Source organism: Sphingomonas sp. Tas61C01, assembly GCF_052567495.1.
In genome coordinates this window covers 3200994-3221521 of the sequence record NZ_CP199583.1, presented here as the reverse complement: position 1 = coordinate 3221521, position 20528 = coordinate 3200994, and the positions used below count along the sequence as shown (strand labels likewise).

At 65.8% G+C, this 20528-nt stretch carries 23 protein-coding genes; 15 read left to right on the top strand and 8 right to left on the bottom strand.

Annotated features, from left to right (window positions below):
* Positions 1 to 52 precede the first annotated feature (52 nt).
* The 6 genes from ACT009_RS15175 (at position 53) to ACT009_RS15150 (ending at position 6843) form a co-directional block, all read left to right on the top strand.
* Positions 53 to 880: a DUF2334 domain-containing protein gene (locus ACT009_RS15175; protein WP_445191896.1), complete on the top strand. Its 828-nt coding sequence runs from the start codon at positions 53 to 55 to the stop codon at positions 878 to 880.
* The gene (locus tag ACT009_RS15170; protein ID WP_445191895.1) at positions 877 to 2094 is read left to right on the top strand and encodes a glycosyltransferase; all 1218 of its coding nucleotides are present in this window, start codon (positions 877 to 879) and stop codon (positions 2092 to 2094) included. Before ACT009_RS15175 ends, ACT009_RS15170 begins: the two co-directional genes overlap by 4 nt.
* A complete protein-coding gene (locus tag ACT009_RS15165; RefSeq protein ID WP_445191894.1) occupies positions 2091 to 2873 on the top strand; it encodes a COG4705 family protein in 783 nt (260 codons plus the stop codon). The genes ACT009_RS15170 and ACT009_RS15165 overlap by 4 nt, the downstream gene beginning before the upstream one ends.
* Positions 2874 to 2954: 81 nt before the next feature.
* Positions 2955 to 3530: an RNA polymerase sigma factor gene (locus tag ACT009_RS15160; protein WP_445191893.1), complete on the top strand. Its 576-nt coding sequence runs from the start codon at positions 2955 to 2957 to the stop codon at positions 3528 to 3530.
* Between the two features lie 81 nt (positions 3531 to 3611).
* Entirely contained in the window at positions 3612 to 4583 is a 972-nt protein-coding gene (locus tag ACT009_RS15155) for a FecR family protein (protein ID WP_445191892.1), read from the top strand.
* Positions 4546 to 6843: a TonB-dependent receptor gene (locus ACT009_RS15150; protein WP_445191891.1), complete on the top strand. Its 2298-nt coding sequence runs from the start codon at positions 4546 to 4548 to the stop codon at positions 6841 to 6843. Before ACT009_RS15155 ends, ACT009_RS15150 begins: the two co-directional genes overlap by 38 nt.
* Positions 6844 to 6871: 28 nt before the next feature.
* On the opposite strand, the gene ACT009_RS15145 is transcribed toward ACT009_RS15150, so the two are convergent.
* Positions 6872 to 7540: a hypothetical protein gene (locus ACT009_RS15145; RefSeq protein WP_445191890.1), complete on the bottom strand. Its 669-nt coding sequence runs from the start codon at positions 7538 to 7540 to the stop codon at positions 6872 to 6874.
* A gap of 168 nt (positions 7541 to 7708) precedes the next feature.
* On the opposite strand from ACT009_RS15145, the gene ACT009_RS15140 reads away from it, so the two are divergent.
* Both ACT009_RS15140 and ACT009_RS15135 read left to right on the top strand, forming a co-directional pair.
* Positions 7709 to 8071 carry a hypothetical protein gene (locus tag ACT009_RS15140; protein WP_445191889.1) on the top strand — a complete coding sequence of 121 codons (363 nt, stop codon included), beginning with the start codon at positions 7709 to 7711 and terminating at the stop codon, positions 8069 to 8071.
* Between the two features lie 46 nt (positions 8072 to 8117).
* Entirely contained in the window at positions 8118 to 8456 is a 339-nt protein-coding gene (locus ACT009_RS15135) for a hypothetical protein (protein WP_445191888.1), read from the top strand.
* A 72-nt stretch (positions 8457 to 8528) separates the two neighbouring features.
* Here ACT009_RS15135 and rsgA read toward each other — a convergent pair whose 3' ends face one another.
* The gene (gene rsgA, locus ACT009_RS15130; protein WP_445191887.1) at positions 8529 to 9707 is read right to left on the bottom strand and encodes a ribosome small subunit-dependent GTPase A; all 1179 of its coding nucleotides are present in this window, start codon (positions 9705 to 9707) and stop codon (positions 8529 to 8531) included.
* Positions 9708 to 9905: 198 nt separating this feature from the next.
* Between rsgA and ACT009_RS15125 the strand changes: the two genes are divergently transcribed.
* Positions 9906 to 10685: an SDR family NAD(P)-dependent oxidoreductase gene (locus ACT009_RS15125; RefSeq protein WP_445191886.1), complete on the top strand. Its 780-nt coding sequence runs from the start codon at positions 9906 to 9908 to the stop codon at positions 10683 to 10685.
* On the opposite strand, the gene ACT009_RS15120 is transcribed toward ACT009_RS15125, so the two are convergent.
* Positions 10604 to 11527, bottom strand: a complete 924-nt coding sequence (locus ACT009_RS15120; protein WP_445191885.1) for a lysophospholipase — start codon at positions 11525 to 11527, stop codon at positions 10604 to 10606. The genes ACT009_RS15125 and ACT009_RS15120 overlap by 82 nt on opposite strands.
* 40 nt (positions 11528 to 11567) lie before the next feature.
* Positions 11568 to 12935 carry an alpha/beta fold hydrolase gene (locus ACT009_RS15115; protein ID WP_445191884.1) on the bottom strand — a complete coding sequence of 456 codons (1368 nt, stop codon included), beginning with the start codon at positions 12933 to 12935 and terminating at the stop codon, positions 11568 to 11570.
* Between the two features lie 109 nt (positions 12936 to 13044).
* On the opposite strand from ACT009_RS15115, the gene ACT009_RS15110 reads away from it, so the two are divergent.
* Positions 13045 to 13956, top strand: a complete 912-nt coding sequence (locus tag ACT009_RS15110) for a LysR family transcriptional regulator (protein WP_445191883.1) — start codon at positions 13045 to 13047, stop codon at positions 13954 to 13956.
* 104 nt (positions 13957 to 14060) lie between these two features.
* Here ACT009_RS15110 and ACT009_RS15105 read toward each other — a convergent pair whose 3' ends face one another.
* Positions 14061 to 14231, bottom strand: coding sequence for a Flp family type IVb pilin (locus ACT009_RS15105; protein ID WP_445191882.1), 171 nt, complete (start codon positions 14229 to 14231; stop codon positions 14061 to 14063).
* Here ACT009_RS15105 and ACT009_RS15100 point away from each other — a divergent pair.
* Positions 14230 to 15015 carry a glycosyltransferase gene (locus ACT009_RS15100; protein ID WP_445191881.1) on the top strand — a complete coding sequence of 262 codons (786 nt, stop codon included), beginning with the start codon at positions 14230 to 14232 and terminating at the stop codon, positions 15013 to 15015. The two genes, ACT009_RS15105 and ACT009_RS15100, sit on opposite strands and share 2 nt — an antisense overlap.
* 203 nt (positions 15016 to 15218) lie before the next feature.
* Here the strand turns inward: ACT009_RS15100 and ACT009_RS15095 are convergent, their stop codons facing one another.
* Positions 15219 to 16466, bottom strand: a complete 1248-nt coding sequence (locus tag ACT009_RS15095; RefSeq protein WP_445191880.1) for a serine hydrolase domain-containing protein — start codon at positions 16464 to 16466, stop codon at positions 15219 to 15221.
* 271 nt (positions 16467 to 16737) lie between these two features.
* Here ACT009_RS15095 and ACT009_RS15090 point away from each other — a divergent pair, with 271 nt between their 5' ends.
* Positions 16738 to 16992, top strand: coding sequence for a hypothetical protein (locus ACT009_RS15090; RefSeq protein WP_445191879.1), 255 nt, complete (start codon positions 16738 to 16740; stop codon positions 16990 to 16992).
* Between the two features lie 119 nt (positions 16993 to 17111).
* On the opposite strand, the gene ACT009_RS15085 is transcribed toward ACT009_RS15090, so the two are convergent.
* Positions 17112 to 17942, bottom strand: coding sequence for a 23S rRNA (adenine(2030)-N(6))-methyltransferase RlmJ (locus ACT009_RS15085; RefSeq protein WP_445194116.1), 831 nt, complete (start codon positions 17940 to 17942; stop codon positions 17112 to 17114).
* Positions 17943 to 18055: 113 nt separating this feature from the next.
* Positions 18056 to 18376 carry a hypothetical protein gene (locus tag ACT009_RS15080; RefSeq protein ID WP_445194115.1) on the bottom strand — a complete coding sequence of 107 codons (321 nt, stop codon included), beginning with the start codon at positions 18374 to 18376 and terminating at the stop codon, positions 18056 to 18058.
* A gap of 553 nt (positions 18377 to 18929) precedes the next feature.
* Between ACT009_RS15080 and ACT009_RS15075 the strand changes: the two genes are divergently transcribed.
* The 3 genes from ACT009_RS15075 to ACT009_RS15065 all read left to right on the top strand — a co-directional run bounded on the left by ACT009_RS15075 (position 18930) and on the right by ACT009_RS15065 (position 20418).
* Complete coding sequence (locus ACT009_RS15075) at positions 18930 to 19202, top strand: PadR family transcriptional regulator (protein ID WP_445191878.1); 273 nt, start codon at positions 18930 to 18932, stop codon at positions 19200 to 19202.
* Between the two features lie 77 nt (positions 19203 to 19279).
* The gene (locus ACT009_RS15070; RefSeq protein ID WP_445191877.1) at positions 19280 to 19843 is read left to right on the top strand and encodes a hypothetical protein; all 564 of its coding nucleotides are present in this window, start codon (positions 19280 to 19282) and stop codon (positions 19841 to 19843) included.
* Positions 19844 to 20028: 185 nt separating this feature from the next.
* Positions 20029 to 20418 carry a hypothetical protein gene (locus tag ACT009_RS15065; protein ID WP_445191876.1) on the top strand — a complete coding sequence of 130 codons (390 nt, stop codon included), beginning with the start codon at positions 20029 to 20031 and terminating at the stop codon, positions 20416 to 20418.
* Positions 20419 to 20528: the final 110 nt, after the last annotated feature.

Below are 20528 nucleotides of genomic sequence, written 5' to 3'. Positions count from 1 at the left end.
CATCGGCGGCGTCGTCTTGCGGGCATGGAGACGCACGATGCTGCCAGGTGAGATGAGGGCGACCGCCGCGATGGCGCCCCCTGCCGACCGGCGATTGGTCGTATCGATCCACGACGTGTCGCCGACCTTCGCCGACCCGATCGAGCAGCTCGCGGAGACGGTCGGTCGGATCCTCGAGGGCCCGCGGTTCGCTATGCTGGTCGTGCCGGATCATTGGGGCACCGCGCCGCTGGATCGCTCGCCGGCGTTCGTCCGTCGGCTACGGCGATGGGCGGATGCCGGCGTCGAGATGTTCCTGCATGGGCTGGTCCACCGTGACACCAGCGCTCATCGCAGCGCCGCGGCGGGGCTGAAAGCGCGATACATGACCGCTGGCGAGGGCGAGTTCCTGGGTCTCGGCGCCGACGAGGCCGAACACCGGATGCGATCCGGCCGCGACATCGTCGAGGACGCGATCGGCCGGCCCGTCGCGGGGTTCATCGCGCCAGCCTGGCTCTACGGGCCCGGAGCGATGGCTGCGCTGAAGACCTGCGGCTTCGCGCTGGCGGAGGATCACTTCCGCGTCTGGCAGCCCGCCACCGGCGCGATCGTCGCCCGCGGACCGGTGATCACCTGGGCGAGCCGGTCGAACGCCCGGACCGCAAGTTCGCTGGCGGTCGCCGCCGCCGCCCGGGCACTGCCGGACTGGTTGCCGACACTCAGGGTGGCCGTGCACCCGGGCGATGTCACCAAGGCATCGCTGATGACCAGTATCGATCGCACGCTTCGGACGCTGGCCTCGCGTCGAACGATTACGCGCTATGCCGATCTCCTGCCTGCGGCGGCCGGTACGAGCTCGATGCCCGCCGAGGCGATGCCGGGCGGGCGCACCGCGTCGTGAAGATCGTCGATGTCTGTGCCTTCTACACGCCCAGCGGCGGCGGCGTGCGCACCTATGTCGATCGAAAGCTCGTGGCGTTCGCCGACCGCGGCGTGGACACGGTGGTGGTCGCGCCGGGCGAGCATGACCGCGTCGAACGCAGAGGCCCACGGGCCACGATCCGCTGGCTGCGATCGCCGCGCTTTCCGCTCGATCGCTCCTACCGGTATTTCGCCGATCGCACCGCCCTGCACCGCGCGCTCGACGAGGAAGACGCCGACGTGGTCGAGGTCTCGTCCCCCTGGCGCAGCGCGTCGATGGTCGCGGACTGGCGGAGCGAGCGACGCGCCCGCGCCCGGCTGGCACTGATCGCACATGCCGATCCGCTTTCCGCCTATGCCTATCGCTGGTTCGGCGGGGTGGCATCGACCCAGACGATCGATCGCGCATTCGATTGGTATTGGCGGCATCTTCGTCGACTCGACCGGCGGTTCGACATCGTCGTCAGCGCGAGCGACAGTCTGACCGATCGGCTGCGGGACGGCGGCCTGCGCAAGGTATTTACCGATCCGATGGGGGTCGAGCCGGGCCGATTTTCGCCGACGCTGCGCGATGCGACGGTCCGGCGCGAATTACTGGCGCTGTGCGCGCTGCCGGAAGATGCGCAGCTGCTGATCGGGGTCGGGCGTCATGCGCCCGAAAAGCGTTGGCCGATGGTGGTGCAGGCCGCGAGCATCGCCGGCATGTCGGCGCCGATCGGCCTCGTCATCGTCGGCGGCGGGTCGCGGCAGGGCGCGTCGGTAGAGGCGATCGACGGCAATCCGCACGTCCGCCTGCTCGAACCGGTTACCGACCGGGCGGCCCTGGCACGGCTGATGGCGAGCGCCGATGCCCTGATCCATGGCTGCGAGGCCGAGACCTTCTGCTTCGCGGCGGCCGAAGCGATCGCGTCGGGCCTGACGCTGATCGCGCCCGACCGCGGCGGCGCGGCCGATCTCGCGCGGGCCGGCGGTGGCGTGCTGTATCGGTGGGGCGACGCGCAGGCCGCGGCCGCAGCGATCCTGGCGGTGAAGCGCGCCGACGCCGCGCCGCGTCCGATGACCGGCGTCCGTACGATGGACGATCATTTCGACGATCTGCTGGCGATCTATGCGGGGCGAGCCGTTGCCGGCAGACAGAGCGGTTTGGGCGATGGCTCCAGCACGGATCGCCGCTACGCCGGGCGCTTGCGATGACCGATACCGAGCGCACGACGATGGCGAAGGTGCCCGCCGTCACGCTCGTCTTCTGGATCATCAAGATCCTGGCGACGACACTGGGCGAGACGGCAGGCGACACCGTCAGCATGTCGATGAACCTCGGTTATCTCGTCGGCACCGCGATCTTCGTCGCTATCCTGATCCTGCTGGTCTGGCGACAGGTCTCCGCCGATCGGTACAGGCCGTTCCTCTATTGGGCGACGATCATCGCCTCGACCACCGCCGGGACGACGCTGGCGGATTTCGCGACGCGATCGCTGGGGATCGGTTATCCCGGAGGATCGCTGATCCTGCTCGGCGGTGTCGCCGCGTCGTTGTGGCTATGGCACCACCGGCTCGGTTCGGTGGCGGTCGCCACCGTGCACGAACCGCGCGCCGAGCTCTTCTACTGGATCACCATCACCTTTTCGCAGACCTTGGGAACCGCGCTGGGGGATTGGACCGCGGACACCGGCGGGCTCGGCTATGGCGGCGCCGCGGTGGTGTTCGGGGCCATGCTGGCGGCGATCGCGGCGCTCTATCTGTGGACCGCCGCCGATCGCGTGCTGCTGTTCTGGAGCGCCTTCATCCTCACTCGTCCGCTCGGCGCAGCCGTCGGCGACCTGCTTGACAAACCGCTCGACAAGGGCGGCTTCGCCTTCAGCCGCCCCCATGCCTCGGCCGTCCTGGTGGTCGTCATCGCCCTGCTCGTCGTCATCTGGCCGCTATTTCCAGCCGGTCGCTCGCAGAGGGCAAATTACGACGCGACTTCTTGAGCGCGCCGAGGCACTATGGTCGCAGCCGATGCCGGCACCGCGGCGGCGCGCACGATCGCGCGTCCGATCGGATGTTCAGCCGTGGCGACCGATCCTCGGAGCAATGCCGTAGCCGACGCCGACGCCGATACGACCTACCCCGCCGGCCTTTCGGCGGTACTCGCGGCCCATCGTGGCCAGCTCCTCCGGTTCTTTACCGCGCGGACCGGCAGCGCCGTCGACGCCGAGGATGTCGTCCAGGAGATCTGGTTGCATATCGCCCAGCCTTCCTCCGCGGTCTCGATGGGGCCGCTCGCCAATCCGCTGGCGTATCTGCACCGGGTCGGCATGAACATCGTGCTCGATCGCGTACGCGGACGCGGGCGACGCGAGCGGCGCGACCGGGACTATGTCGAAGCGACGACCGCGATCGTCGGCGCCGAGGCGATCGACGATACGCCGTCCGCCTTCGACGCCGTGGCCGGCAAGCAACGCGTCGCGCGTCTCGCTGCAGCGCTGGCCGGGCCGCCGCAAGGGGCCATGCGGGTTTTTCGCCGTCATCGCATCGACGGCGCCTCGCATGCGGAGATCGCGGCGGAGCTCGGGATCACGCGCAGTGCCGTCGAAAAGCATATCGCGGTGGCGCTGAGGCATCTTCGGATCGCGCTGGATGATTGATCGCGCATCGGGACTGCGGTTCGCCCGCCGCCGCGCCGTCTATGCAACGGGCGGGGGGCATCCGTCCGACAAGAGGGCAGGATGACGGAGACACGCACGACCACCGAGGATGCCGCCGCAACCTGGCATGCCAGGCTGGCAGCGCCGGATATGCCGTGGGAGGCGTTCGCCGAATGGCTGGACACGGATCCGGCGCATCGCACAGCCTATGACGCGATCGCGCTGCTCGATGCGGAGATCGGCGAGGCCGCGCCCGCGATCGCCAGATTGCTGCCCGCGAACGATGACGCCGAGCAAGCGACCGATGGGGTGTCACGGTCGACCCGGTGGCGCTGGGTCGCGGCCGGAACCAGCGGCGCGGTGGCGGCGGGGATCGCGCTGCTCGCCATCGCACCGGCCACGGACGATGCGGCGCAGACCTATGTCACCGGCCGCAGCGAGACACGTGCCGTCAAGCTCGCGGACGGCAGCCGCGTCGATATGGATCGCGGCTCGCGCCTGTCGGTGGCCGGGGGCGACGCGCCGGTGATCGAGCTCGCGCAAGGCGCGGCGCGCTTCGCGGTTCGTCACGATCCGTCACGGGTGCTGATGGTGCGCGCCGGCGGTTACGAAATCCGTGACCTCGGCACGCGGTTCGCGGTCGTCAACGCGGGCGGCCGGGTATCGGTGAGCGTCGCGGAAGGCGCGGTCAGCGTCACGCCGGTCGGCGGCACCGCGGCCGATGCGACGATGTTGACTGCGGGGCAAGGCATCGACGTGCTACTCGCGCAGAACATCGCACAACGCCGAACGATCGACCCGGCGCGGGTCGCCGACTGGAGCGATGGCCGGCTCGACTATGACGCTGCGCCGCTCACCCTGGTTGCCGCGGAGATCTCGCGATATGTCGATCATCCACTCGTGGTCGATCCATCCGCGGCCAATCTGCGCTTTTCGGGGGTTTTGACGATTGGTGATGGATCGCGGCTCGTCGATCAGCTTCGGGCAGTCATGCCGATACGCGTTCGTCGCGTCGGTGGCGTCGTTCATCTGGGCGCCGCCGTCGAGCGCTGAACGGCCGGCGCCGGCCGGCCCGACCATCTCGACCCGGGCCGGCACGCTGCGCGCCGCGCTCGACGAACTGGCGCGCCGGACCGGCATCTCGATCGGCATGGCGGGCGCGCTTCCCGATATCCGCGTCCCGCGGGTCGATCGGGCCAGCGGCGTCGCGCAGGCGCTGCGACGGATGCTGGCGGGTAGCCGCCTGCGGGCGGTCCAGGTCGATGCCCTGACGTGGCGCATCGACCCGATCGCGGTCGCGCGGCGACACCCATCCAGGGGCACCCCCCCGCCCGCCCTTGCTGCCGGCGACATCATCGTCATCGCCAGCAAGCGCGACGAACGCCTGTCCGATCTGCCCGCGTCGATCAGCATCGTCGGGGGTGATGCGCTCGGCCGGCTCGGCGGCAAGCGCGGCCTCGTCGATGTGATGGCCGATGCCGACAGCGCCTTTTCGACGAACCTCGGTCCGGGACGCGATCGCGTGTTCCTGCGCGGTGTCGCCGACAGCGCGTTCAACGGCACCAGCCAGTCGCTGGTGAGCATCTACCTGGACGACGCGCGCATCGGCTACGCGTCACCCGATCCCGATCTCCGGCTCGTCGATGTGGACCGGATCGAGGTGTTGCGCGGGCCACAGGGCACGCTCTACGGCACCGGCGCGCTCGGCGGCGTCGTCCGGATCGTCACCATCGCGCCCGATCTCGACGGTGTCGCCGCCAACGCCGCGATCGAGGGAACCGGGATCAACAACGGCGCGCTCGGGGGTGCCGTCGAAGGCACGCTCAACCTGCCGATCGTGCGCGGCGCGCTCGCGTTGCGGGCGTCCGGCTGGACGGAGACGATGCCGGGCTGGATCGACGATACCGGCCGCGACCGGCGCGACGTCAATCGCACGCGGCGGTCCGGCGGCCGCGCCGCGCTGCGCTGGGCGATCGGCGGCGATTGGTCAGCGACGCTCAGCGGCGTCGCCCAGCGGATCGACGCGCGTGACAGCCAATATGCGACCAGCGGCCTGTCGCGATCGACCCTGATCCCCGAGCCGCAGGATAACGACTTCACCTCGGCCACGCTGACCGTCAGGGGCGCCATCGGCAAGTTCGATGCGCAGGCCACCACCGCCTACGTCGACCAGGCATTCGGCAGCACCTACGATGCCAGCATCCTGGCGCCTTCGCTCGGCGTGTCGGCGCCGGTGGCCTATGTCGAGGACCGCTCGGCGCACCTGCTGTCGCAGGAAGTTCGGCTGAGCGATCCGGGCGCCCGTCATCCCTGGATCGTCGGCGCGACGATCCTGCATTCGACGAGCCGACTCGACGGCAAATTCGTCCCCGTCGCCAGCGGCTCGGCGCTTGCCGTCAGGCGCGACGAGGAAGACGTCACCGACATCGCGATCTTCGCGGAGGGCACCCAGCGGCTGAGCAGCGCGGTCGACTTCAAGCTCGGGCTACGCGGCTTTTCCACCACGAGCCGGCTCGAACAACGCGGGCCGGGCCGCGAGCGCGCCGATCGCGTCGGCATCACGCCCAGCGGCACGCTCAGTTGGCACCGCGACGATCTCGGCCTGATCTGGCTGCGCTATGCGAGCGCGGTTCGGCCGGCCGGGATCAGCCGAACCGCGCCGGCAGGCGACCAACGCATCCCGGGCGACGAGTTGCAGAGCGTCGAGCTCGGCTGGCGACTGCGTGGCGCGGGAGACCGCTTGAGCCTTCGCGGCGCGTTCTTCGGATCGGTCTGGGAACATCTGCGGAGCGATACCGTCGGCTCCGATGGCCTGTTCGGCACCGTCGATGCGGGCAACGCGGTCAATTACGGCGTCGAACTGGGCGGTCGCATGACCCTGCCGCGGGCGACGATCGATTTCGGCGCCACGCTGCAACGCGCCAGACTGACCTCGCCGTCGTCGACCACCAATCTGGATCGCGACGATCGACGCCTGCCAGTCGTGCCCGACATCTCGGCGCATCTCACCGCGTCCCACGATCTCCCGGTCTTCAGCATGCCCGCGACGATCTATGTCACCGCCCGCTACACCGGCAGCACGAGGCTGAGCTTCGATCCCTTGCTGGATCGCATCGCGGGGAAATACGCGACCATCGATACCGGCGCGGCATCGACTTTGGGGAGATACCGCGTGTCGATCGAGATCACCAACGTCCTCGACAGTCGCGCGAACACCTTCGCCTACGGCAATCCCTTCAACCTTTCCTTCACCGAGCAAACCGTGCCGCTTCGCCCGAGAACCACCACGATCCGGTTGGCGACGGCGTTCTGATCTAGCGTCGCAGATCGCTGCCGGCAGCCTAGGGGGCTTGATCCTTCGCGAGCTGCGCAGCGCAGCGGCCCGATGGATGCCAGGCCATGGTCAGGGTCGTGGGCGGCAGGCTCGCGTCGTGAAGAATGAGCGCGAACCCTTGCCGCGGGACCTTGCCGATCGCCATCAAGAGCATCGGCGGTCCCGCCTCGATCATCACGCTATTGCCGGGCCCCCGTCCGATCCGAACGCCGTCCGGCGTCTCGAGGCAGGTATCACCGCTGACGGCGTAGAACGCCTCCGGGCCGGAATGAACGTGCAGCGGCGCCGTCGTGCCCGGATCGAAGACCGAGCGCAGATACTCGGCAGCGTAGGCAGAGCTCGGTGTCAGCGGAAGCGGACCGATGGCAGCGACGTGCTCACCGCCCTTGGCGCGCCAATGTTGCTTCGCGATGGTGAAGAGCCACGTCGATCCGAACGCCTGCACGACGGTGCTCGTCGCGGCCGCGGCGCGTTCGGCGGCGTTCCTCGAGGGGAAGCGATCCAGATGCCAGAAGATGGCGGATCCGGGTAGTGACGGAAGTTCCTTGCGGCCAAGCAGGCAGGCGGGACCGGGCCCCTCGATCGCGCCGCATGCACGGGTGGTTGCCTGCGCGTCGGCGGTGGACGGCACGACGCTCGCCGCCAGAAGGATCAGACCGAAAGAACGCACCCGCATCGACTGCTCCGTACTTAAAGCCGGCCGCAACCATGTTCGTTTCCGGGCGTCGCCACAACCATCGTAAACCGCCGAGGCAGCGGTAGGCGTGGTAGTGGCGGCTGCTCTTCGACGGTGTTCGGTCTGTGCGCGATCGGCTAGGCGGGTCGGGGGCAGGTTGGAAGCACGATGAGCGAAACGCCGAAGCCATGGGATGGCGATCTGGTCCGGCGATGGTTGGACAGCCGGCTCGACGCCGCCAGACGTGATCAAGCGGTCGCGGACAAACGCGGCTACGCGGCGCAGGACGACTACGACAAGGCAGCAGCCGAGGAATGGGTCTGCCGGGTCCTGCGGGCGTCTGGCCACATCGACGATCAGGCGGCGTTCGCGTCGCAGATCAAGCAGCTGGTTGCGCAGGACGAATACCCCGCCACCGGCGTCCATGACGACCGACGGTTCGATCGCCACGTCCGCACCTACCTTCGCAAGGTCGCGAAGATGACCAAAACCAATGATGGGTTCGCGAACACGTTGCGCTATCAGGGCTGATGCACCGCCATGTGACAGCGCCCGCAGCCAAGAAGATCCAATAGGCATGGGCCGCAAACATTCCAAATACGATCCCCCCGCGGACCTGGAGCCGGATGAAGAGGCGCCGCCCGCGGTGACGCCCTGCTGGCTGTGTGGCAGGCCGCTCGGCAAGACCATCGTCTGGCATCACCCCGTGCCGAAAAGCCGCGGCGGGCGCGATGTCGTACCCATGCACCCGATTTGTCAGCAGACGCTGATGGCCAACTTCACCAATTCCGAATTGCAGCGACATGCCACCGATGTCGACGCCCTGCTGGCCAACCCCAACGTCCGCAAGTTCGTCGATTGGGTCGCGAAGAAGGAGCCCGACTTTACCGCGACCACGGCGAAGAAGCAGCGCTGATCGGCCTGCGTCTTCGATGCCACTTACGCCGAGCCGGAGGGGTCATCGTCGAACCTTCGTTCTCGCTACCCGTCATCGCCGGTATGCGGGCTTGCCGGGGCGGGAGCGGCGGGCCGCCGCGGGGCCGCTGTTGGCCGCGTCCTCCCGGGTCAGCTTGCGCCAGCGTTCGACGCGAGCGGGATCGAGCGATCCATTCGCCATGGCAGCGCGAACCGCGCATCCAGGCTCATCGGCATGCGTGCAATTCGCGAAGCGGCACTCGAGCGTCGCCGCGATGACATCGTCGAACACGTCCGTCACGCCCGACGCCACTTCCGACATCTGGAGTTCGCGCATGCCTGGCGTGTCCACCAGCCAGCCGCCGCCCACCTCGCCATCGACGACGCGATGCATTTCGCGGACGGTGGTCGTGTGCCGGCCTTTGCCGTCGTCCTCGCGAACCGCCTGCGTCGCGACGCTGTCCGATCCGGTAAGCGTGTTCACCAAGGTGGACTTGCCGACCCCCGACGACCCGACCAGCGCGACGGTCTGCCCGAAGCCGCAATAGACGGCAAGGCGGGCGGCGCTCGTCGGATCGCGGCCATCGACCAGCGCCACCTGCAACCCCGATCGCAGTGCGCGCGTCGCGTCGACCAGGCGTTCGGGCGCTTCGCTTAGGTCGGCCTTCGTGAGAACGACGACCGGACGGACACCTACTTCGCGTGCAAGCACGAGATAGCGTTCGATGCGCGCCACGTTGAAGTCTTGATTGCAGGACGTCACGATGAACAACGTATCGACATTGGCGGCGATGAGCTGGATCCGGCGATCGTCGCCGGGGGACGGCCGTTTGAACAGGCTGGTGCGATCGAGGATGCGCACGATGGTTCGGGTGTTCCGGTCGATCAGCAACCAGTCGCCGACGGTGGGCCGGTCTTCCGCTCCCCGTTGCAAGGGGACGGTGGAGGAGATCGAGTCGTCGACCCCTTCGCCCGACACGGTCACCCTCCCGCGATGGACCGACATGACGCGGACGGGCTGGTAGCCGCGTCCCTGCTCGGCGGAGATCTGGTCGCTGAACCAGGGCTTCCAGCCCAATTGGGCGAGGACGGGATCGGGCGACCCCATCCTCAATCCCTCGCGCTCATGACCCGTCCTCCGGCTCCGGGACCGGAAGTCCTTGTTCGGCTGCCCGTTTATCCGCCTTGGCTTGCGCCTTCTTCGCGGACTCGGCCGCCTTGATCCGTTCGCGCTCGCGGCGCTCGAAATCATAGTTTGGTTTACGTGCTATGTCGCTCACTCTCGAAAAGGGTCCCGGCTGAGCAATACGCTAGACGGACAGACCCGATCCACCGATTACACTGATCCCCGGTTCGATGACAGGATCGGCGTCGAGTCGAAACCAAGACACGGTGGTGGAGTTGGCACGATCAATGGCAGCGCCGACCAGGTTGATGAGGAGCACCGAACATGAAGATAGATCTGGCCAACAAGCTCGCCATCGTCACCGGTTCGACCGAAGGTATCGGTTTCGCCATCGCCAAGGGGTTGGCGGACGCCGGCGCCACCGTCGTGGTGAACGGCCGCACCCAGTCGAAGGTCGATGCCGCGGTTGCGCGGATCGGCGGCACGGCCCGCGGGGTCGCCGCCGATCTCGCAAGCGCTGAAGGTCACAGCCTTCTCGTCTCCGCGGAACCCCGTGCCGACATCGTGGTCAGCAACCTCGGGATCTTCCAGCCCGCCGATTTCTTCGACACCGATGACGCGACCTGGGACAGGCATTGGCAGGTGAACGTGATGGCGGGGGTGCGGCTTGCTCGCTCGTATCTGCCGACGATGGCTGCAAACCGATGGGGCCGTTTTTTGCTGTTGGCGTCGGAATCGGCCTTCAACATACCGGTCGAGATGATCCACTACGGCGTCAGCAAGACCGCCGACGTTGCCCTTGCCCGCGGCCTTGCCAAGCGGATGGCTGGCACGGGCGTCACCGTGAACTCGGTCTTGCCCGGCCCCACCCTGTCGGAAGGCGTCGAGGCGATGCTCGAGACCGAGCGGCAGAAGTCGGGAAAGGACATCGAGGAAATCGCCGCCGCCTTCGTCCAGGAGCATCGATCGACCTCGATCATCCGCCGCGCCGCCAGTGTCGAGGAAGTCGCCAACATGGTCGTCTACCTTGCCTCCCCCCTCGCCTCTGCCACGACCGGCGCTGCGTTACGGGTCGATGGTGGCGTCATCGACACGCTGATGTAGCGGCTGCGCGCCTCGACCCAATTGCCGATGTCGTTGGTCACATAGTCCCTGCCCAGGTCGTTCAGCAGATCGTGCCGGTATTTGGGATAGAGCTTGAGCGACTTGTCGGACGATCGTGCGGCCGCGAACACGGCCTCGCTTCCTTCCGGCCTCGTCGCCTCGTCGGCCGTTCCGTGGAGCACCAGTAGCGGCACGGCCAATCGGGGCAGCCGCGTTTCGAGGGTGGCGTTCGCTCTCGCCAGCGCCGCCATGGTCGCGATCGGCTGGACCTCGCTGCCGACCAAGGGGTCCGCGTTCAGTACGTCCATCCAGGCGGGGTCGCGCGAGAAATCGTTCATCTTCAGCCGCACCACCGGTGTGTGCGGCAGCACGTGGCTCATGCCCCTGAACAGGGCCAGCGCGAAACGCGGGGCATAGAGCCGATAGGCCAGACTCTCGGAGATCAAGCCAGCGATCTCCTCCTGATGGTCGACCGCATAGCTCGTCGCGACGACACCGCCCGCGCTGTGGCCGAGCACGAAGACGGGCCGTCCCGGCACCTGCATCCGGGCGAATTCGACTGCCGCCGCCAGATCGGAGACATAATCCTGGAATGTGTCGACATAGAAGCGCTCGCCATCGGACCGGCCTCGCCCGCGGAGATCGAACGCGGTGACGGCGATTCCGCGCGAAGCGAACAGGTTGGCCGCCCGTTCATAGTGGCCGCTGTGCGCGTTGAAGCCGTGGCAGATCACCAGCGAGGCGATCGGCACGTCGAGTGCCTGCCAGTGGCGAACGAAGATGCGTCCGCCCGTTCCGTCGATCCATTGCTCGCGCGATTCGCGTTCTGCTGCTTTCGTCATCTCGATCATCCTTTCGTCGGCTGGGTGGAGAGGCAGGCGCTCAGCGCCGTGCCTCCACGTTGGCGAAGACGGTGTCGCTCGGACCGGTGCCGGTGATGCGGACCACCGCCGGCTCGCTGCGCGTAAAGGCGAAGTGCGGTGCGGCACCGGGCTCGGTGTAGAAGCCACCCGCGGTCAGCGCCTTCACCCGCGCTATCGAGCGATCCGCGCCATAGCCGAAATACCAGGTGCCCGAGATGACGGTCGCGACCCGGTCGTCGCGGTGCGTATGCGCCGCGATGCTGGTGTTCGCGGGAACGCGGATTTCCAGTACATAGGGTCCGGGCTTGGCCGGATCTCCCTGGAGGCGGACCGTCGTGATGCCGTTCATGCCCGATGTGCCGACGCCTGCGCCGTATGCGGTCGTCGCTTGCGTCTCCTCCGCCGACAGGGCAGCCGCCGCCACCCTGCCCTTGGAGGCGGTGGTCGGCCGCTGATCGATGAAGTCGCGGATCGCCTTCGTCGTTGCCGCAGGCTGTTCCTCCATCAGCCAGTGCCCGGCGTCTGCGATCACGCGCTCCTCGACATCGACGGCGCCGCTCCGCGTCACGACCGCCATCATCGATCCGAACGACTTCTCACCGCCGATCGCGAGCACCGGCATGGTCAGCTTGCCGTGCGCCGCGAGCCACGCGCGATTGTCGATGGCATCCTGATCGAAGGCGGCGAACTGGCTAAAGCCGGCGTGCATCCGTCCGGGCGCGGCATAGAGCGCGGCGTAATGCCGGCGTGCCGCTTCGGTGAAGCGCGTCGGATCAGCGGAAAATTCGTTCCAGAAGCGATCGAGGTAGATACGCTCGCGCCCGGCGACCAGTCGCTCCATGTCCGGGCCACCGAAGCGGAAATGCCACAGGAGCGGGTTCTTCAGCACCTCTTCCCACGGCCCGATGCCCGGCACCGGCGCATCCATCAGGACCAGCTTGCTTACCCGATCCGCGTGACGCGCAGAGAGCGCGTAAGCGACCATGTTGCCGATGTCGTGCGCGACCACGTCCGCCCGAACGATGCCGAGCGCGTCCATCACGCCCACGATATCCTGCGCCTCGTTCGCCTTCTCGAACCCGGCATCGGCCCGCGCCGACAGTCCCATGCCCCGCAGGTCCGGAACGATCACCCGGTGATCGCGCGCGAGTTCCCTGGCGAGCGGCACCCACATGTCGCCGGTATCACCATAGCCGTGCAGCAGGATCACCGCAGGCCCCGATCCGCCTACCCGTACGTGGATGGTCGTGCCGTTCGCTGCGATCTCCTGCGTGCGGAACGTGGTGGGAAAGGCCATCTCGGTCTGTGCGAGGGCGGTCGAACTCACCATCGTGAGCGACATCGCGGCGGCAAGAGCGAGGCGGCGGTAGGTCCGGGTCATCTTCATCGTCTGTCTCCTTGTGTATGGCACTTGCGGTGCGAGGCAAAAACTAGACAGAAGTGCCCGGCTTGATTAGCCGCCGTCGGATCGAAGGATTATTGACTGGGGCGCAAAGATGGCATCTCTCGACCGCGCACGCGACCTTGCGGTCTTCGCCGAGGTCGCGGCCACCGGCAGCTTCTCGGCTGCGGGCAGGCGCCTTTCCCTGACGCCATCCGGGGTCAGTCGCACCATCGACCGGATCGAGGATCGTCTCGGCGCCCGGCTGCTACTCAGGACCACGCGTGCGCTCACGCTGACGGCCGAGGGCAACGCCTATCTGAGCGGCGCGCGAAGGATCCTGTCCGATCTCGACGAGGTCGAGCAAGCGATCGCCGACCAGGGGGCGCCCAGGGGCCGGGTCCGGATCAGCGCTGCGGTTTCGCACGGGCGGGTCTGCATCGTGCCGCTGATAAAGGAATTCGTACGGCTTTATCCGCAGATCACGGTCGACATCAACCTGAGCGACGAGAAGGTGGACGTCAGCAAGGGCCAGGCCGACGTCGCGATCCGCTCCGGTCCGATGGCCGACAGCCTGTTGATGGCGCGGCGGCTGGGCCATAATGGTCGCACCATCGTCGCCGCGCCCGACTATCTCGCGCGGCGCGGCACACCGTCGATCCCCGAGGATCTGGCATATCACGACTGTTTGAACTTCAATTTTCGCCGCGCCGAGCCGGTCTGGCCGTTCCGACGGGACGGCACGACGTCGACGATGGCCGTGAGCGGGCCGGTCGAGGCGAACAGCGGCGAGACCTTGCTGCAGCTCGTCCTCGACGGCGTCGGCGTCGCCCGGCTCGGCAATTTCGGCATTGCCCGCGCGATCGCGGCGGGCACGCTCGTGCCGTTGCTCGAGGCGTACAACCCCGGCGATCACGAAGTCTTCCATGCCGTCTTCGTCGGCGGCGTCAGCTTGCCGGCCCGTATCCGGCACCTCGTCGACTATCTCGCCGAGCATTATGGCGAGTTGACGGACCAGCGGATCTGACCCGATGTTGCTTTCGCTTTGTCGGCGCGTCCCCTCCTGCGGCGGCGGACGCTGGCTCCAGGTCGGGAGGAACGGGGCTCGCGAAACGGCGGCCGACGGTCCGCCTACGTCGCCTTCATATTCGACGATACGTTCTGGAACGTCGTCTTCAGCTGGTTGCCCAACCCCTTCATGGCAGCGATAGCCGCGACCGCGATCAGCGCTGCGATCAATCCATACTCGATGGCCGTGGCCCCGCGCACGTTCTTGCGGAGGTACTTGAGCGTAGCGTACATGGTATTCTCCCTAAAATCCCTGTGCGCTCCGCGGGTTAAGATTGTGCTTCATGCGGGCCCGCTTCAAAATCTGCGGGCCGCCACTGCGGTCGCGTGGCAGGGACGGCGTCTTGTCAGTATGACAGGACGATGGCGGACAATCAGCGAGGCGGACCGGCAAGAAGCCGGCCATGTCGCCAGCCTGTGGCATAACGGCCTGGGCTATTTGCTGCGGCAGGTCTTCCCGTTTCACGATCGATCGCCGGCGGCGTGTGAGGCTATTGGCTTTGGCGCAACGGCCAGCCCGTCCCTGGATCATTCGAATGTGACGACCCTTCCCGCACCTCGGGGCCGAGATCAGTCGCGGATCGACGCTACGGCTTTCCTCGTCATCGGCACGCCGAACGATCGCCGGGATTTCACGACAGCGATCCGCGCCTTTGCCTTGGCTGCGCGCCGAGGCGACCGGCTCATCATCGCCGGCTGTGGCCGGCACCGCGCAAGGCTGGAAAAGTGGATGGTAGCGCTTTCAGTGGAGAACAAGATTGCGTTCGTCGATGACACTGTGTCCGCATACCAAGCCGCCAACATAGCGAGGCACGACGTCGCGATCATCGTCTCCACAGGCCCTGGAGCGGTCGGTCTTTGCCACTCTGCCTTGCTCGCCCGGCGGCCGGTACTCGCGTCGGACCGGAGCGCTGCGGTTACTATCTTGGGCACTGGCCACGTCGCGGGAACCGTCTTCTGCTCGGGCGATGTGGTCGCGCTCACCCAGGGGATGCTGCGGGCGAAGTCGCGCGTGTAGTCCAGCTAGAACGCGTCGGATCTGGCTAGATAGCTGAACGAGAAGCTGTTGCTCGCCGCCACGCGCCAAGAGGAGCGCGGTTTTAGGTGGACCTCGATGAATTTCGGGCGATCGCTGGTCGTTGCACGAGGAGGCCGACGTCTTTCCAGGCAGTCGGCGTGACTTTGCCGCTCACCTGGATCGCGGACTGCTGCATGCTCTACTCAGTCGCCCTTCGGTCCCAGATAAGAATCGCCGTAAACCGCTCGTCGCAAATCCCGGTGGAGCGTCCCATCGAAGGGGATCACCTGGACGAAGAACACCGCCGTGATCTTATTGATAGGATCGACCCAGAAAAGCGTCGAAGCCCTTCCATCCCAGAAGAACTCGCCGAGAGCTCCTCGGTTCTCGCTTCTGTCCCGCGGCTGGCCGGTACGGACGAAGAAATCGATCCCGAACCCCCCGGTGCCCTTGCCGGACAACCATGAGCGCTCCGTCACCAAGGGGTCGAGTTGGTCGGTAGCCATCAGCTTTACGGTAGATGGTTTGAGTATGCGCACGCCATCCAGGCTGCCATTGTTCAGCAGCATGCGCGCGAAGCGCATATAGTCATCGACTGATGAGACGAGCCCGGCACCGCCCATCGTGAGCTGTCGATCGGGGGTGAAGTTCAGCCCGCGTTGTTCCTTCTCGGATGCTCGCTGAAGCAAACCGCCAGCATCCTTCCCGTACATCGCGGCGAGCCTAGCGTAGCGATCTTCCGGCTGCGTCCAGCCGCTGTCCTTCATGCCAAGCGGCTCGAAGATCTGCTGACGCACGTAGCGCTCGAAGGGCAACCCAGTCAGTTTTTCGACGAGAAGCGCCTGCACATCGACGGCAGCGCTGTAGCTCCACCGCCGGCCAGGGTCAGCAAGCAAGGGCACTTTAGCGAGCCGGCGGCCGAACTCGGCTAGATCATGATCCGTGTTCAGTGGGTCCAGCCGCAACCATTCGGTTCCGAGGTAATCGTCTCCGGCGCCATAGCCAAAACCGGCGGTGTGCCGGAGGATGTCCCGGATGAGGATCGGCCGCTCCGGCGGGCGCAGGATCGGCTTACCCGCCGGGTCGAGCCCTGCGAACACTCTGGTCTGAGCAAATTCAGGCAGATATCGCGCGAGCGGATCGTCGAGGGCGAACCTTCCCTGCTCCCACAGCTTCATCAAGGCGACACCGGTGATCGGCTTGGTCATGGAATAGATCTGCGCGAGCGCCTCGCGCCGCATCGGCCGTTTGGCTTCGCGATCGGCCTGCCCCGCGGTGCCGAAGTAGACCTCGCGCCCGTCCTTCCAAACGAGCGCGGACACGCCCACGGCGCGCCCGCTCGATATCATGGCGGCGAGTGCCCGGTCGATACGCGCTTTGTCGATCTGCACCGACGGAACCACGGTTGCGGTAGCGCTCGGGGTGCCAGCGAAGGCCACGGCCGGCGTCATAATAGCGAGCATCGCAACACTCAAAAAAGTTGTTCTCATAGTTGCCCTCGCTGCCTGCTCCACGAGCTTAGCGGGGTTGCATGTGGCCGGGAAGGTTGCGCGGCCACTCGTAGCTATCTGGCAGACGGATTGACCAGCGACGAGATGGTTCGGCTGGACTGTAAGGGGCAACTGCGGGCAATGCGATCGCGACCGACGGATTGATCGTCTTCAAGTCGATAGAGACTGGATCCCTCTGCCGCACCGTCGCTCGGTGCACTATTGCGCATTGATGGCGAAGAAGAAGCGCTACCTGACTGCAACGATGGCAGACGGCTACCGTAAGACAATCGGCCCTACGGCTGCGCCGTTCACCCATTATTGGCGCCTCGTCGCGCATTTGCACATCGGCAAAACCGAGGTGTTCTGGGGGCATGCCACGTCCGCGAAGGAGGCCGCCGGCAAGGCGGCGCTGGTAGAACAGGCGGCAAGGCGCCACGGGTGGAAGCGCTACGAATTCGAGGTTGTTCAGCTCACCGAACACTGATGCCCTTAGCAACGATGGTAGCCAGCAATTCCGGCAGCGATCGAAACCTGCGACGCGCTTCGTTCGAAGTCGGCGGCGCGGTCATTCATCGGTTCAGAGAATAGAGCAATAATCTTACGTCAATCGCACAACCAACCGGCCGAGATATCACCGCTATGCCCCTCCGGCGCCAACACGACGCGCAGGGCTTCTATCAAGGTCGGGAGTGCCTGCGTGAAGGCGTAGGGCGGGTTGACGATGAAAAGGCCTGCGCCATTATAGATGCCGGGCTGATCGCTATCGTACAACCAATGCTCGACCGTCAGCAGCTTCTGGATGCCGAGCTTGCCCAACTGCTCCTTCCAGCGCGCGTGCGTGGCGCGGTCTTTCAGCGGATACCAGATCACCGTGACGCCATGCGCCCATTTACGGCAAGCGGCGGCGAGCGTGGCGGTGATTCGCGCACGCTCATCGGTTTGCTCGTAGGGCGGATCGACCACCACCACGCCGCGCGCGGTGCGGGTCGGCAGCATCGCCAGCCAGAGCTCGTAGGCGTCGCGCTCATGCACGGCAGCCGACGTGTCGCGCATCACCCGGCGCAGGGTATGGGCATCCTCGGGATGTTTTTCGTTCAGGATCAGGAAGTCCTGCGGGCGCAGGAGCTGCGCCAAAATCCGCGGCGAGCCTGGGTAGAAAAGCGGCACCGCCCCGACATTAACCGCCTGCACGGCGGCGCGGTAGTCGTCCAACAAGGGGTCGGTAGCGGCAAATGCCCGCAGCACGCCCTGGGTGGACTCGCCGGTGCGCTGGGCCTCGCCGCCGCCAAGGTCGTACAGCCCGCAACCGGCGTGGGTGTCGATGAGCGTCAACGCTCCCGGTTTTTGCTGCAAGGCCCGCACGAGGGCGATCAGCAGGCTGTGCTTGACGACATCGGCACTGTTGCCGGCATGGAAGGAGTGGCGATAGTTCATTGCGACGTAAAACCCTGACGATCTTCCTGTATCCGTGCCGCCGGGCGCGGGCGTCGGCCGCGGAATGATCGCGTCAATCCAGGCGAGCTTCGGCAATCATATGCGGAGATCGTTCAATTGCCCTCGGCATCGACGGTGAACACCACCGGCTTACCCCGGGACATCGGCTCCCACCCGGCCGACAAGGCGGCGCGCACGCACCGCGAGATCGTGGCGTCATCGAGCTGAAGACGACCGCGCGGCAAACCCTTCAACAACCGCTTGGGCGGCGGAAATTGCACCCATGCTTCGCGTTTGGCATCGCGCTGGAGAAGGGCAATGGTCATGCCCTTCCAACCCTCGTCATCCGACTGGTGCGGTTCACGCTGGAGGCGCCACTCGTACAAGGCGTCATCGACGTCGAGGGTGCCGCCGCTGCTTAGGGATTTCGACATATAGACCGCAATAGCATGCCAGCTCGGCGGACGCACAGCTTCGGGCTGGACAGGCGCACGGTTTTGTATGGCGGACGGACTGTGTCTACACCGACCAGAAGCAGTCGCAGCTGTCCACCATCTGCGGTCATTCACCTCAGCCTCCCGGCGCGGTCTACGCTTGCTGCCAGAGCAGAGCTCACGCCCAAAAGCAGCGAAGGGTGTCAGACGACACTTTCAGCCATCAGACAGCCGCTTCTGAACTGCATCCTTTCGCGAACGACATCGGTGACAGAAGCGAGGCTTACTGACTCGCTAGGGTGCATGGTGCGGCGGTCGGCGACTGCGCGACACAGCGCTAGCAATTGTTGGCTGATCCACGTCGTTCGCGTCGTTACCGCGCCTCTGTAGGTGGGCAATGGGCAACGTACGGACCACATCCCCCCGACAGCCACCGGACGGAAAGCGGGATCGAGAACGCGGGTAGCAGGTAGAGTCGGCTCTCGACCGTTGACAGGTAACTCTACTTAGGTTGAGTAGGAGCATGGGCCGTAATCGTAGACCATCCAAGCAGATGCTCCTCTTGTTGGAGGCGCTGTCTGCGCGCACTCAGCAGTGGCGCCACGGCTACGACTTGATGAAGGAAACCGGGTTGCTCTCGGGAACGCTGTACCCGCTGCTGATCCGCATGACCGACCAAGGGCTCGTCGAGGCCGAGTGGCGGGAGCCGGAACAACCTGGCCGCCCTGCGCGCCATGCGTACCGTTTAACGAGTGCTGGAGTGGCATTGGCGCGGGCGGCGACCCCTGCCAGTCCCATCTCCTCTAGCAAGGCTTCCTTCGCATGAGAGCTGCGGTGTCGCGTGCTTTGCTCACAATTGCCTGTCGGTCCCTTGGCTCGGATCGCCGGGCGTGGGGACTGGCCATGGAGGTGGAGTTCGAAGAAGCAGTCGACGACGGCAAACCATTGACCTTCGCTTTCGGCTGCCTGATCGCAGCGTGGCGCGAGATCGGGAAGCACAGCGAAGGGCGCTTGTTCATCGCCAACTACGCGCTCGCCCTGGGGTTAATCATCCCGATGGCGGCTTTGCAGTTCCAGCAGGCGGTCGGTTTCCTGTCCTCGACGGACGGCCTGCCGTTCGGCATGCGAGGCGCTGGTGCCGGACTGAATTCTTACCTGATCTGGTCCCAGTCCAGCGCCACCCCGATAATGCTGATCATGTGGCTTCTGCTTGGCGTGACGCACCTTTGTCTCGCGTGGTTGCTTGTGGAGCGGGACTGGATACGCGTCGTGAAGTGCGGCACGCTGATCGGGGCGGCGATGATCACGCTGTCCCTTTTCACGGGCATTTTGATGCTCGATATGTCGCCGCTGTCCGTGCCCATCGCTGAACTGGCAATAGAATTTGCGGCGATCTGCACGATGTTCCGCTGGCATGGACGCGTCTTCCAAGCGCCTCGCGCGAACTGCTTACCCAGTAGATCCTAGTCGGCCGTCGATGATCCTGCCGACCGGCTGTAGTTCTGAGGGCTTACTTGACTCTTAGATCTCTATATGTTGATTTATGGTCAGAGCGATGATGGCGAGGTTTGAAGCTCAAGGTGCACGGACCGCCAGCCAAGATTGTGGAATCCGAGGGACGCAGCGTCCCACTTGGCAGAAGGGGAGCGAATATGCGGCGCGTCGTCAGCATAGTCATCGTTGCAGCGAGCATTGCCTTGCTCATGGCCCTTACCATATTCTGGCGACAGCCCGCCGCTGACGCTGGCGAGGCCGGCCTATTCGCCAACGACTGCTGCGGCACGGTGAAGCTCGCCGACGGTGAGATGCTCCTCAACGACCAGCAGACCGTATCCTACAGCGTCGCTAGAGATGCAGATGGGCCCTACATCCTGCCTCGCTTTGACGTCGGCATTGTAGCGGATCAGGGGCTCGACGTGGATGGAACCCGCTCGGTGCGCAAGCTGCGGCTCGACAAGTTGCCTGCGCCGACCAAGCTCACGCTATACGAAGGCTCGGTGCCGTATGTATTCACAAGGACGAATCTACATTTTCGCAAATAGTGTCGAAGCGGCCGTTCATTATCTTACATTAATCGTTCAAACCACAGCCACTCGAATTGAAAGCTATACATGCCGAAGTCGTGCTTTAGACAGGAAAGCTAAACTTGCGA

What these genes read in the sequence shown, in the direction of transcription:
- ACT009_RS15175 (WP_445191896.1), top strand. Translation starts at nt 53, where the DNA reads ATGAGGGCGACCGCCGCGATGGCGCCCCCTGCCGACCGGCGATTGGTC.
- ACT009_RS15165 (WP_445191894.1), top strand. Translation starts at nt 2,091, where the DNA reads ATGACCGATACCGAGCGCACGACGATGGCGAAGGTGCCCGCCGTCACG.
- ACT009_RS15155 (WP_445191892.1), top strand. Translation starts at nt 3,612, where the DNA reads ATGACGGAGACACGCACGACCACCGAGGATGCCGCCGCAACCTGGCAT.
- ACT009_RS15145 (WP_445191890.1), bottom strand. Translation starts at nt 7,540, where the DNA reads ATGCGGGTGCGTTCTTTCGGTCTGATCCTTCTGGCGGCGAGCGTCGTG.
- ACT009_RS15140 (WP_445191889.1), top strand. Translation starts at nt 7,709, where the DNA reads ATGAGCGAAACGCCGAAGCCATGGGATGGCGATCTGGTCCGGCGATGG.
- ACT009_RS15135 (WP_445191888.1), top strand. Translation starts at nt 8,118, where the DNA reads ATGGGCCGCAAACATTCCAAATACGATCCCCCCGCGGACCTGGAGCCG.
- rsgA (WP_445191887.1), bottom strand. Translation starts at nt 9,707, where the DNA reads ATGATTTCGAGCGCCGCGAGCGCGAACGGATCAAGGCGGCCGAGTCCG.
- ACT009_RS15125 (WP_445191886.1), top strand. Translation starts at nt 9,906, where the DNA reads ATGAAGATAGATCTGGCCAACAAGCTCGCCATCGTCACCGGTTCGACC.
- ACT009_RS15120 (WP_445191885.1), bottom strand. Translation starts at nt 11,527, where the DNA reads ATGACGAAAGCAGCAGAACGCGAATCGCGCGAGCAATGGATCGACGGA.
- ACT009_RS15115 (WP_445191884.1), bottom strand. Translation starts at nt 12,935, where the DNA reads ATGAAGATGACCCGGACCTACCGCCGCCTCGCTCTTGCCGCCGCGATG.
- ACT009_RS15110 (WP_445191883.1), top strand. Translation starts at nt 13,045, where the DNA reads ATGGCATCTCTCGACCGCGCACGCGACCTTGCGGTCTTCGCCGAGGTC.
- ACT009_RS15100 (WP_445191881.1), top strand. Translation starts at nt 14,230, where the DNA reads ATGGTATTCTCCCTAAAATCCCTGTGCGCTCCGCGGGTTAAGATTGTG.
- ACT009_RS15105 (WP_445191882.1), bottom strand. Translation starts at nt 14,231, where the DNA reads ATGTACGCTACGCTCAAGTACCTCCGCAAGAACGTGCGCGGGGCCACG.
- ACT009_RS15095 (WP_445191880.1), bottom strand. Translation starts at nt 16,466, where the DNA reads ATGACGCCGGCCGTGGCCTTCGCTGGCACCCCGAGCGCTACCGCAACC.
- ACT009_RS15090 (WP_445191879.1), top strand. Translation starts at nt 16,738, where the DNA reads ATGGCGAAGAAGAAGCGCTACCTGACTGCAACGATGGCAGACGGCTAC.
- ACT009_RS15085 (WP_445194116.1), bottom strand. Translation starts at nt 17,942, where the DNA reads ATGAACTATCGCCACTCCTTCCATGCCGGCAACAGTGCCGATGTCGTC.
- ACT009_RS15080 (WP_445194115.1), bottom strand. Translation starts at nt 18,376, where the DNA reads ATGTCGAAATCCCTAAGCAGCGGCGGCACCCTCGACGTCGATGACGCC.
- ACT009_RS15075 (WP_445191878.1), top strand. Translation starts at nt 18,930, where the DNA reads ATGCTCCTCTTGTTGGAGGCGCTGTCTGCGCGCACTCAGCAGTGGCGC.
- ACT009_RS15070 (WP_445191877.1), top strand. Translation starts at nt 19,280, where the DNA reads ATGGAGGTGGAGTTCGAAGAAGCAGTCGACGACGGCAAACCATTGACC.
- ACT009_RS15065 (WP_445191876.1), top strand. Translation starts at nt 20,029, where the DNA reads ATGCGGCGCGTCGTCAGCATAGTCATCGTTGCAGCGAGCATTGCCTTG.